Source organism: Hymenobacter daeguensis, assembly GCF_054780555.1.
This window is the reverse complement of the sequence record NZ_BAAGWC010000041.1, coordinates 17,500-28,989: the sequence shown is the minus strand read 5'-3', so window position 1 is coordinate 28,989 and position 11,490 is coordinate 17,500. Positions and strand designations below refer to the sequence as shown.

General features: G+C 65.2%; 11 protein-coding genes. 5 read left to right on the top strand and 6 right to left on the bottom strand.

What is annotated here, in order from left to right; all coding sequences use genetic code 11:
* Positions 1-91: 91 nt before the first annotated feature.
* Positions 92-1,375: a S41 family peptidase gene (locus ACYVHT_RS22405; protein WP_460557469.1), complete on the bottom strand. Its 1,284-nt coding sequence runs from the start codon at positions 1,373-1,375 to the stop codon at positions 92-94.
* A gap of 81 nt (positions 1,376-1,456) precedes the next feature.
* Between ACYVHT_RS22405 and ACYVHT_RS22400 the strand changes: the two genes are divergently transcribed.
* The 3 genes from ACYVHT_RS22400 to ACYVHT_RS22390 all read left to right on the top strand — a co-directional run bounded on the left by ACYVHT_RS22400 (position 1,457) and on the right by ACYVHT_RS22390 (position 4,008).
* Positions 1,457-2,290: a hypothetical protein gene (locus ACYVHT_RS22400; RefSeq protein WP_460557467.1), complete on the top strand. Its 834-nt coding sequence runs from the start codon at positions 1,457-1,459 to the stop codon at positions 2,288-2,290.
* A gap of 133 nt (positions 2,291-2,423) precedes the next feature.
* Positions 2,424-3,410 (top strand): 23S rRNA (adenine(1618)-N(6))-methyltransferase, encoded by a 987-nt coding sequence (rlmF, locus tag ACYVHT_RS22395; protein WP_460557466.1) that lies wholly within the window; start codon positions 2,424-2,426, stop codon positions 3,408-3,410.
* A gap of 115 nt (positions 3,411-3,525) precedes the next feature.
* A complete protein-coding gene (locus ACYVHT_RS22390) occupies positions 3,526-4,008 on the top strand; it encodes a cold-shock protein (RefSeq protein WP_460557464.1) in 483 nt (160 codons plus the stop codon).
* Positions 4,009-4,167: 159 nt separating this feature from the next.
* Here the strand turns inward: ACYVHT_RS22390 and ACYVHT_RS22385 are convergent, their stop codons facing one another.
* Complete coding sequence (locus ACYVHT_RS22385; protein ID WP_460557462.1) at positions 4,168-4,434, bottom strand: hypothetical protein; 267 nt, start codon at positions 4,432-4,434, stop codon at positions 4,168-4,170.
* 48 nt (positions 4,435-4,482) lie between these two features.
* Entirely contained in the window at positions 4,483-4,806 is a 324-nt protein-coding gene (locus ACYVHT_RS22380) for a hypothetical protein (RefSeq protein WP_460557460.1), read from the bottom strand.
* A gap of 187 nt (positions 4,807-4,993) precedes the next feature.
* On the opposite strand from ACYVHT_RS22380, the gene ACYVHT_RS22375 reads away from it, so the two are divergent.
* Entirely contained in the window at positions 4,994-5,185 is a 192-nt protein-coding gene (locus ACYVHT_RS22375) for a hypothetical protein (protein WP_460557458.1), read from the top strand.
* Positions 5,186-5,421: 236 nt separating this feature from the next.
* The gene (locus tag ACYVHT_RS22370; protein WP_460557455.1) at positions 5,422-7,764 is read left to right on the top strand and encodes a beta-1,3-glucanase family protein; all 2,343 of its coding nucleotides are present in this window, start codon (positions 5,422-5,424) and stop codon (positions 7,762-7,764) included.
* Between the two features lie 154 nt (positions 7,765-7,918).
* Here the strand turns inward: ACYVHT_RS22370 and ACYVHT_RS22365 are convergent, their stop codons facing one another.
* From ACYVHT_RS22365 to ACYVHT_RS22355, 3 genes are all read right to left on the bottom strand, one after another.
* Positions 7,919-9,130, bottom strand: coding sequence for a tetratricopeptide repeat protein (locus ACYVHT_RS22365; RefSeq protein WP_460557453.1), 1,212 nt, complete (start codon positions 9,128-9,130; stop codon positions 7,919-7,921).
* Between the two features lie 40 nt (positions 9,131-9,170).
* Positions 9,171-10,208 carry a glycoside hydrolase family 53 protein gene (locus tag ACYVHT_RS22360; RefSeq protein ID WP_460557452.1) on the bottom strand — a complete coding sequence of 346 codons (1,038 nt, stop codon included), beginning with the start codon at positions 10,206-10,208 and terminating at the stop codon, positions 9,171-9,173.
* 138 nt (positions 10,209-10,346) lie between these two features.
* Positions 10,347-11,480, bottom strand: a complete 1,134-nt coding sequence (locus tag ACYVHT_RS22355; protein ID WP_460557450.1) for a putative sensor domain DACNV-containing protein — start codon at positions 11,478-11,480, stop codon at positions 10,347-10,349.
* Between the last annotated feature and the right edge of the window lie 10 nt (positions 11,481-11,490).

The window sequence follows — 11,490 nt, the reverse complement described above, 5'->3', positions numbered from 1 at the left end:
CAAAAGCGGCAGCCTGGGCAGCCGCCCGGCGGCCGGCGGCCGCAAAGCCGGTGGCCGGGGCCCGGCCCGGCCGCGCTAGCCCCGACAGCGGTTAGTCCTTGTGTTCCAGCAAGCCAAGGGCTTCTTTCATCACTGGGTCGGGGCTCGGCCTTGCTTCCCGGCTCGCTTTTATCAAATCGAGGGTAAAATGCGGCCGAAAGGCTTCGCGGGGCTTGCCGTTGACGTGGTACAGCCGCTCGACGGGAAAGCTGAAACCGATGCCTGAATGCGGCAGTTTATAGGAATAGATGGCGCCCTTGAGCTGCGCCATTTCGGTGCCCACACTGGTAGCACGGCGCAGGGCGTCGAAGCCGATGGTCAGGCCCTCGCCCATGCTGCCCGTCCAGCGGCCTACCAGCACCACCAGTGGCTTGCCGTAGCGCGGGCCGCGCGGGGCCACCAGCTCCAGCCAGCGGCGCGGAATACCGGTTTCGGCTTCCTCACTGGGCAGCTCGTGGCGTTGATAGGGTCCTTCCTTCTCAATGAAGCGCCCCATGATGGCACGGGCCACGGTGGTGTTGCCGCCGCTGGGCGTTTCGCGCAGGTCCAGGATGAGGCTTTGGGTATCTTTTAGCGCCGTCATGGCGCTGTCGAACCTGGCAATGAGGCGGTTATCGCCCAGGCTGTTGTTGATTTTCAGGTAACCGATGCTGCCCTGGTCGCCCAGGCGGCGCACCTCCAGCAGGCCCGCGTAGTGCGTGGTTTCGAGCAGTGGCGCCGGCACATCGGGCTGGGCCGTGAAGGTGCGGCTGCCCGCGCGCACGGTCCAGGTGCGCGGCGTGCGGTGGTCGCCGGCCAGCAGCTGGCCCAGGGCGAAGTTGCGGGCGGCGGCATCGGGCGTGCGCAGCGTCTGGCCCAGCCAGGGGCGAATGGCCTCGGCCACGGGCACCCCGTTCACGGCTTCGATAACGGCGCCGGGCCTCACGCCTGCGTTCCCGGCCCCGTAGCCGGCGCGCACCTGCGCCACCACGGCCTGGTCGTTCACGAAAGTGGCCCACACATCGGTGCCGGTGGGCACGAGGCGGCGCGAGTCGGGCCGGTTGGTGGTGAGGCCGGCGTGGTTGTCGTAGAGCTCGGCCAGGGCATTTTCGAGCAGCCGAACGAAGGCGCGGCGGCTGTGCAGCGTGTCGGCCTGGGCGCGGTAGATGGTGCGAACGCGCTGCCAGTCGGTTTGCTTCTGGTTGAAGTAGCCGTAGTTGTCGCGCACGGTTTCCCAGAAGAAATCGAAGTCCTCCAGGTACTGCTGGTGCGTGAGTGGCGCAGGCTGGGCAGCCAGCCGGGCCGGAATGCCAAACGCCAGCGCACCGTGCAAAAACCAGAACCGCCGACGCTTCATGCGGCAAAGAAACGGGCAGCGGCCCCATATTGCGGAAGCATACCGGAATTTAAGCCGGCTGTTTTGCCGTTTAGCTTCCGCATGAAATACCTGCTACTATTTTTCTGCCTCTGGGGGCTGGGCGCGGCCATCGCCGTGCCGGCCCCGCTCCAGCCGCTCCAGATTGCCGAGCAGTTTGTGGCCCCCGCCGGCTGGCCGCCCATGAAGGACTACCTCTGCTGCGAGGTGGCCGGCCAGGCCAAAGACCAGACCCTGGGCCAGCAGATTCCGCGGCCGCTGCGCCGCACCTGCCAGCTGGTGGGGCAGGATTCGGCCATGGCCGTGGTGGCCGTGGAGCTGCGCGACTCGGCCAGCCGGCGCGACTTCTACCTGCACTTCCGCCGCGAGGCCGGGGGCTGGAAGCTGGGCGCCATCCGCAACCTGGCCATGACGCACCTGGGCCCGCCCATGGTGGCCCTGCTGGCCGCCATGCCGCCGGCCGAAGTGGCCGACTACGACCGCAAGCACCCCGACGCCAGCCACGCCTTCACGCTGGGCAACCTGCGCCTGTGGACCGCCGCCGATGCCGACATCGCCGCGCATTTCCGGAAGAACCGGGCCGATTTCCGCAAGGTGCTGCGCCTGGTGCAGGCCGGGCACTATTTTGCTTCCGACAGCGTGGCCGCCGCCAGCGAGCAGGCCGCCAATGCCAACCCCGCCGTGCACGCCCTGCTCCGCAAGCTGTTTCTGAGCCGCGTGACGCGCCGCGAAACCGGCTGCGCCAGCTGCCTGGAGTTCGTCATCGGGGGCAAGGTCAGCAGCACGGTGGGCCTGCTCTACCAGCCCCAGCCGGCGCTGCTGCCCGCCATGTCGCCCGAGCACCTCATCGTGCTCAAGCCGCTGGGCGATGGCTGGTATTTGTATAAGACTACCTAACAGCCATTTGCCCCGATTTTCGCCTGTCATCCTGCGCAGCGCGAAGGACCTCATCACCGAAGAACCGCAGTAATTAAAAAGTGACAAGGTCCTTCGCTACGCGCAGGATGACAGAGCCGTACCATTGCCAACCATGAAAAAGCCCTCCCCTGCTCCGGCCCCCACCCCGCCCGCCGAAAAAGACCAGCTGCACCCGCGCAACCCGCACCGGGCACCCTACGATTTTCCGCAGCTGCGCAATGCCAGCCCCGAGCTGGCAGTTTTCGTGCGCCCCAATCCCTACGGCAACCTGTCGATTGACTTTGCCAACCCCGCTGCCGTGAAAGCCCTCAACCGGGCCCTGCTGAAGCAGTTCTACGGCATCGAGCACTGGGATATTCCGAGGGGCTACCTGTGCCCGCCCATCCCCGGCCGGGCCGACTACGTGCACTACCTGGCCGATTTGCTGGCCGAGAGCAACGGCGGCGTGCTGCCGCCCGGCCAGGACATCACGGTGCTCGACGTGGGCGTGGGGGCCAACTGCATCTACCCCATCATCGGCCGGCAGGCATACGGCTGGCACTTCGTGGGCTCCGATATTGACGGGGTGGCCGTGCGCGCCGCCCAGCAGATTGAAGCCGCCAACCCCGGCCTGGCCGGCGCCATCGAGTGCCGGCTGCAGCCGGTCCGCACCCGCATTTTCGACGGCCTCATTCAGCAGGGCGAGGTGTTCGACCTGACGATGTGCAACCCGCCGTTCCACGCCTCGGCGGCCGAGGCGGCGGCCGGCACCCAGCGCAAAACCAGCAGCCTGGGCACCGCGCGCGGCCCCCGGCCCACGCTAAACTTCGGCGGGCAAAACGCCGAGCTGTGGACCGAGGGCGGCGAGGCGGCCTTCATCCGGCGCATGGTGCAGGAGAGCGGCCGGCGGCCCCGCGCCTGCTACTGGTTCACGTCGCTGGTGTCGAAAAAAGAAACCCTGCCCGGCGTGTACCGCGCCCTGCAAACGGCCGGCGCCACCGAGGTACGCACCATCGACATGGCCCAGGGCCAGAAGAAAAGCCGCCTGGTGGCCTGGACTTTCCTCACGCCGGCCCAGCGGGAAGCCTGGCGAAAAACCCGCTGGAGCATTTCGCAATAAGCGAAGCTGGCCATCGGCCTTATATATTGCGTATCTTCGTAACAATCCACTCCGCTGGTCATCGCCGGGCCTTTTGCCGACCCTGACCAGCACAACGATTTAGCAACACCACACTATGGGTAGGTCTCAAGAGACATTTGGTAAGAAAGACAACGAGAAAAAGCGCGCGAAGAAGAAAACCGAGAAGGAAGAGCGCAAAGCCGAGCGCCAGGCCAACGCCAAAAGCGGCGCGGCCTTAGAGGAAATGTTTGCCTATGTGGACGAAAACGGCAACATCACCTCCACCCCGCCCGACCCCACCAAGAAGCGCGTCATCAAGGACGAGGACATCCGCATCAGCGTGGCCAAGCAGGAAGACCGGGAGCCGGAAGACAGCACCCGCACCGGCACGGTCACGTTCTTCAACACGTCGAAGGGCTACGGCTTCATCAAGGACAGCCAGAGCCAGGAAAGCATTTTTGTGCACGCCAACGCCCTGGGCGGCCTCACCATTGGCGAGGGCGACAAGGTGACGTTCGAAACCGAGATGGGCCAGAAAGGCCCCAACGCCGTGCGCGTGAAAAAGGCCGGCGCTGCCGCGCCCGAAGCCGCTGAATAGTAAAAGCATACCACCAGCAAAAACGGCTGACGCTCCTGGAGCGTCAGCCGTTTTTTGCTTTTAGCCATCCGTCAGGCCGCGCACAGCCGAGGCGTCCCGCTCGCTTCGTTGCAGGATTTGCTTTACTGCCCCGCGCCGGGCCAGCCGGCGCGGCACTTGCTAGGCGTTGGCGTCCATCGCGGCCAGGTTGTGCTCGGCGGCAATGGCGTCGGTGGTGGCATCGGTTTCGGCTGCCGTGGGCGCGCCGGCTTTGCGGCGCTTGGCCAACAGGCTCAGGCCGATGGCGGCCAGCGCGGCCCCGGCCACCACTTTCTGGGTGGTGCTGAGCTTGCGCTTGCCCAGCTTTTTCAGCGACTTGGAGGCACCGCCGAGCAGGCCTTTCTTGGCGGGCTTGGCTTTCTTGGTTTTGTCTTTGGTCTTTTTCATGGGGCTGTTGATGAGAGAATAATGGGTGGCAGGCCTGGCAGTGGGCGCTTACCCGGTCTGGAATTTCTGGCGTTTGCGGTGGTGCGGGCCGGCGGGCTTATGCGGCTTCGCGTCGTCGTCGTCGTCGTCGGCACCGTCGGCGGGGGCGTCTTTGGCGGCCGGCAGCGCGGCCGTTTCGTCGGTTTCGCGGGCGGCGAGGTAGGCCAGGCCGGCGGCGGCCAGCGCAATGCCTCCCACCACCTTCTGGCCGGTGCTGAGCTTGCCAATCTGCTTCGTCACCTTGCGGAACTTCTTGAGCGACAGGGCAGCGGCATCCAGAATATTTTCGGAAGCCTTGTCCTTTTTCGAGTGTTTCTTCTTGTCTTTGGCCATAAGGAGCTGCGGTAAAACGGTTTCCAGCAAAAATTGGAAGGGGAAGGCCATGGCAGAAGGGCAACCAATGCAATGCGGCCGGCCACTTCGGCGCAGTCGGCAGGGCTAGGGTATTCGCAGATTGGCCCGAAAGGTTGTCCGGCCCTTCCCCAAACCTTTGCGAAACGAACACAGCATAATTCCAAGGTTGAATTACACGCTGAAAACACCGCTCCCGGCGCGCCAAAAAATCTTTCCAAAACCCGATTGTTTTTTATCCGAAGGCCGGTTGTTGTTTATCCGCAAGCCGTGGGCTGCCGCGGAGGTATCGGGCCTGTCAAATGAGAATACCGGCCTTGCCCGGCCCGGCCGGAAAAGCGCGGGCGGGCGTGTGCAGTAAGCGTGCAGGCAGGCGCAAAAGGGCCATTACAGCTAGCTGACAAGGCTTTACTTCTGCTAAAAACACCTCTAGCTTGCGTTCCAAATCGGGCCTCCAACGCGGGCTCGCGGGCTTTGCCCCGGCCTTGCTGATGGCAGACCGGCCGCGCCACCCGCCGCCAATCTTCTGGTGCTTACCACTCCCGGCCGGGCGGCCGGAGCTTGCTTTCTCTCACCATTTTCCAATTCCCACACCTTATGAAAAAGCTTACGCTGTTTTCCCTTCTGGCCTTTTTGTTCGGCGCATTGCTGCCCCGGCTTGGGCGGGCGCAGGGCTCCATTCCGTTCACCATCAACAACAGCTCGCCCTTTGCCGACACCGACCTGTATGTGGCCATCGTCGGCATCGACCCCAGCAACAACCACGTCTGGATAAACGCCGCCAACAGCCAGGTGCTGCCCATGAGCAGCAGCTACAACACCGTGACCGGGCCCACCATCAACGGCAACACCGGGCCGGGCCAGAATTCGAAGTACGCGGCCTGCTTCACCCGGCTCAGCAACATCCCGAACCACACGTTCACCCTGCCCTACATTGCGGGCTGCCGGGTGTACATCTCCAGAGGGCAGCAGCTGTATTTCTACTTTTTCGGGGCCAGCGGCGCACCCTCGGGCTACACCGCGCCCAACCCGCAGAGCCCCACCGACCCCAACACGGGCATTCTCTACGAAACCATTGAGCTGACCAACAACGCGGGCGGCTTCTTCGGCAACACCACGCGGGTGGATGCCTTTGCCTACCCCATGGGCCTGGAGCTGTACGGCAACGGCTACTACAAGAAAACCGGCGAGCTGAAAACCGCCGCCGACATTGTGGCCGCCTACAAGGCCAACGTGCCCACCGAATTCCAGGGCACGGTGAACAACACGACGGGCGTCATCAGCTTCCCCTCGAAAACACCGGCTTTCTACGATGGCACCAACGGCACCACGGCCGGGCCCTACGGCAACTACTTCAAGCCCTACATCGATGCCATTTGGAACAAGTACAGGAACGAGGACCTGATTTTCTACGCCGGCAACGCGGGCGTGTTCAAGGGCCGCGTCGATGCCAACGACCGGCTGACGGTGGTGGGCCAGTCGGGGGCCTTCACGGGGCGCACGGGCATCATCACGCGCCGGCCCACCACGCAGGAGGCCTTTGAGGGCAAGGGCGTGCTGGCCACCGGCGTGGGCGACGTAACCGTGGACCTTGTGGTGCAGGCCCAGATGACGGCCGCCATCAACCGTCACATCGTGAACACGACCACCGCCAACCCCGGCCAGCAGAACTGGTACAATGTGGCCAGCTTCTACGGCGCGGCGCCCATGAACTACTACGCCCGCTTCTGGCACCTGCCCGGCATCAGCGTCGATAACCTGTCCTACGGCTTCGCCTACGACGACGTGGCCGACCAGTCGGCCACCCTGCAAACGCCGCAGCCCACCAAGGTGGTGGCCACGTTTGGCGGCTTCGCAGGCCAGGCCGGCACGCCCAAAGCCATTCCCGGCAAGATTGAGGCCGAAGCCTTCACCACCCAATCGGGCACCCAAACTGAAACCACGACGGACACCGGGGGCGGCCTGAACGTGGACTACTTCGAAACCAACGACTGGCTCGATTACTCCGTGAACGTGGCTACAGCCGGCTCCTACACCGTGGGCTTCCGCGTGGCCAGCGCCAATGGCGGCGCTACGTTGCAGCTGCGCAACAGCAGCGGTACGGTGCTGGGCAGCATCAACGTGGGCAACACCGGCGGCTGGCAGAGCTGGCAGACTATTAACGCCACGGTGAATTTGCCGGCCGGCAACCAAACCCTGCGCCTGTTTGCCTCGGCCTCCACGGGCTGCAATGTGAACTGGCTCAACTTCGCCAGCGCCACGGCCGCCTTCAGCCGGCAGTTGGAGGCCGAAGCGGCCAACGTGAACAACGGCATGACGGCGGAAGTCTGCTCCGACGCGGGCGGCGGCCAGGACATGGGCTACATCGACGCCGGCGACTACCTGGTGTGGAACGGCATCAACTTCCCCACCACCGGCACCTACCTCATCGAGTACCGGGTGGCCAGCGGGGCCGGCGGCGGCACCATTTCCTCGGATTTGAACGCCGGCAGCATCCAGCTGGGCAACACGGCCGTTCCGGCCACCGGCGGCTGGCAGACCTGGACCACCGTGTCGAAAACCGTCACCATCAACGCCGGCACCTACAACTTCGGCATCTACGCCCAGACGGCAGGCTACAACCTGAACTGGGTGCGCATCACCAAGCAGGGAGCCGCCCGCATGGCCGCGCCCACCAAAGACGACGAAGCCCCCACCAACGCCGGCAGCCTGCAAACCGCTGAGCTTTACCCCAACCCGGCCGTCGATAAGCTCTACCTGAGCACCGAAACGCCCCTGGCCGGCAGCCAGTACCGCATCCTGAACGCCTACGGCAAGCCCGTGGCCAGCGGCTCCTTCGGGAAAGGCGCGGTGAACGTGGCCGAGCTGCCGGCCGGCGTTTATACCATCAGCATCATCACCAGCGACCAGCAAACCACCACGCGCCGCTTCGTGAAGTAGGCGGCTCTGAGGCTGAGTAAGAAAGAACGGTCATGCTGAGCGCAGTCGAAGCATCTCTACCGCACTAGTAAATGAGTTACTTGCGCGGTAGAGATGCTTCGACTGCGCTCAGCATGACCGTTTTCGGTTGTTCTAACTTCGCTCTGGCGACTTTTTACGGCTTGCTTTCGGCCAGTCCTCTGTCAATCAGCTGAAACAACGGGTTGTCGGGCTTGGCTACTTTGCTGAGCTCCTGCCGGGCAATGAGGAAGTGCGGCCGGGCCACCTGCGGGCGCTTGAGCTGCATGTTGAGCGTGGCCAGGTACATGTGTAGCAGGCCCTGCGCCGCCGGGGTTTTGGGCGCCTGGGGCAGCTGGCTGCTGAAAAACGCTTCGGCCTCGGCCCACTGGTCTTGGGCCTGGTAGATGTCCATGATGTCGGAAAACATCTGGTCATCGGCCGGATTGAGCTGGTAGAGCCGGGCGGCCCAGCTGGGAGCATCGGGCGCGTGGGTGTTCACGGCCAGCTCCAGCAGGTTGCGGAGGGTGGCGTAGTGCTGCGGCTGCAGCTCCAGGCTTTGCAGCAGGGCTTTTTTGGCTTCGGCGGGCTGCTGCTGCTCTTCGTAGAGGATGCCCAGCATGCGGGCCGCGTCGGCCTTCATCTCGGGGTCGGTGTAGAGCCGGAAGGAGGCTTGGGCGTACGGAATGGCCTCGGCGGGCCTTTTCAGCTGCTGCAGGGCGTAGGCCAGGTTGTAAGGCGAGTCCGGATACTGCGCGTTCAGGGCAATGGACTTCTCGAACGGCGCCACGCTGGGCTGCGCCCGGCCCTGCGCCAGCTGCGCGTAGCCCACGGCGTAGTAGGTCATGAAATCGCCGAGCTGGTGGGCGTGGGCCTCGCCGTAGTGCTTTATCACCAGGTCCAGCAGCTGCGCTTCGGTTTTGTCCTGCTCGCCGCAATGGCAGAGGGTGGCGCGGTAGTAATAGTCGCCCAGGCCCTGGCTCAGGCGGTAGTCCTGCGGAAAGCGCTTCTGCAGCTGCGCCAGCGTTGCCGGAATGTCGAGCAGGTGCATGCTGTACGAGCCTTCTTTGCCGCGCAGCCGCTCCACGGTTTCGCCCGGCGCCAGGTCTTTCAGGGCAAAGCCCTTGAAGCTGAGCGTCATCAAATAGTAATTGAGCAGCAGCTTCTCTTTTTGCAGCACCAGCGCCGGCTGCTGGTTCCTGGGGTCGGCTTTGTCGAGGACTTCGTAGGCCGATTCGTAGCTCTTCCCGGCTTCCAGCCGGGCGGCCCGCGCCAGGGCATCGGCGGGCGCCGTGGCTTGGCTCATGCCCAGGTGCGAAAGCAGCAGAAAGCCCGGTAGCAGGGCGGTCGAACGGATGAAGGAAGGCATCGGCAGCATTTGAGGGAGCAGCAAGTTAACTGCTTGTCCGCTAGTGGAGGAAGGCATCCATGGCCACGGTGGGCCGGCCGCTGGCATCGAAGGCGCCCAGGGTGTAGCCCTGCCAGCTGCCGTAGGCTTCCGGCTCCCAATAAAACACGCCCAGCCCGCCCGGCACCGTCTTGGTTTTGGCAATGAGGTCGGCGATGAAATCGCGGCAGGCGGTGGCGGCCGATACGCTCATGCCCACCTCGCAAACCATGACTTCCTTGCCGTAGCGGGTGGTCAGGTCCTGCATGGTGGCCAGCGCCTGCGCGTTCATCGTGCCCCAGTTGTTCGACGCTGGGTACAGCGAAAGGCCGCACACGTCCCAGCTGGCCCCGTTGGTGCGCAGGCCGTCGTAGAGCCAGCGGGCGGTGGCATCGTCCTGGCCGTTGGCAACGTGCACAATCACCTTCGCATTCGGAAAAACGGCCTTGGTGGCGTTGTAGCCCGCATTTACGAAATCGGCAAAGTTGCGGAAGCTGGTGGCCGACACCGAGGCCCGGCCTTCCTGCCAGAGCATGCCGTCGCTGGTTTCGTTGCCCACCTGCACCCACAGGGGCGTCACGCCGTTCGTCTTCAGGGCATTGAGCACGCTCAGGGTGTGGGCCGTGACGGAGGCAGCGAGGGCGCTGGCGTTTTGGCCGGCCCAGGCGGCGGGCTTGGCCTGCTGGCCGGGGTCGGCCCAGGTGTCGCTGTAATGGAAATCGACCATGATGCTCAGGCCCAGGGCCGTGGCGCGCTTGGCTTTGGCCACCACGTCGGCGGTGTTGTTCCAGCCGTTGGCGGGGTCCACCCACACCCGCAGCCGGATGGCCGTGATGCCCTTGCCCTGCAGGATGGTGAACAGGTCCTGCTGCGTGCCCGCGCTGTTGTAGAACCGCTGGCCGGCGGCTTCCATTTGCGTCACCCAGCTGGCATCGGCGCCGTAGGCAAAGGTGGTGGCGGGCTGGGCGACGGGCGGCGCGGGGTCGTCGGGGCTGCTTTTGCCGCAGCCGAAACCGAGGAGCAGCAGCAGTGCCTGGGCTAGTAGTAAGCGGATTTTCATCGCGGATTTGGGGTAGTAGCGTCGCATCAACGGGCGTTTTGTCGTTCGTGCCGGGCGGATTCGGGTCAACGTGTCGTTTAAGGTAAGTCGTTCAACCGGGAAACGCGAAGTGTCGCGTCTCCCGGTTGAACGCCGGCTTCACAGCAGCAGCACGTCGATGCGGTGCGCGTGCACCTGCTGCAGTTCATCCGACCAGGCGAAGACCGTGAAAAAGCCGTCCACGGAAGCCACCAAGGCAATGGCATCGCGCTGGTCGTGCACGAACTGGGCGGCGGCCAGGTGGCGGGTGCCGCCGTTCTGGGCCGGGTGCAGGCGGCGCGGCTCGCTGCCCACCACCGGCTCGGTGAGCACCATCGACTCGACGGGCGTGCTGGTTTTGGCCCGCGCCACCTTGGCCCCGAAGGCCAGCAGAGTATATTCGTGGGTGATGACCGTGGCCCCGTCCACGGCCGTGAAGCCGCCCACGATGCCGATGTTGCGCCGCAGGCTGGCCTGCCACTTGCGCTTCGACTGCCCCGGCCGCTGCACCGCCCGGATGCCCGTATAAGCCGGGGCCACGGGATAGTTCAGGGGCTGCACAATGGACTGCTGCCACTGTCCGGAGCCGGGCGGCACCACCAGCACCAGCCCGCCCCGGCGGTGGGCGCGCATGGCGGCGGCCAGCTCCAGCAGCACGTTGTCGGTTTCGCCGGAGTCGGGCGAAGGGAGGCTGCGGCCGGGCAGGAAGGCGCGCAGGGCCGCGCAGTCGCTCAGGCCGCCGTGCTCTTCGTCGATGAGCTGCAGGTGGTCGCCGCGCAGCACGGCCACGTTCACGAACTTGCCGAAGCCGCCGGCGCGGCGGTGCTTCACCACCAGCAGGCCGGGTTCCACCACCTCCAGCACGAAGCACAGCGGCGGCACCCGCGTGGCCGTGCCCCACACGTAGAGGCCGTCGGCATCGTGCCACACGCCCAGGTGCAGGCCGGGCTGCTCCACGGCGGGCGCCAGCTTGAGCAGGTTGGCGGGCGTGAGGCGGCGCTTCTGGCCAAACACCAGCGGCTGCCGGGCCTGCTCCAGCGGCAGCAGCGCCAGCGAGATGCGCGGCGGGTGCCCCTCCTCCCGCCGCAGGCTGGCCCAGAAGGCCACGTCAATCACGGCTTCCACCCACTGCGCTTCGGGCGGCGAGGCCAGGCGCTTTTCGTCTTCCACGCTGGCGGCGCGGTGCCGCGCAAAGTGGGCTTCGACCATGGGGGCCGCCATGCGGGCCGTGAGGTAGGTGGGTTCGGAAAGCATAAGGACAAAA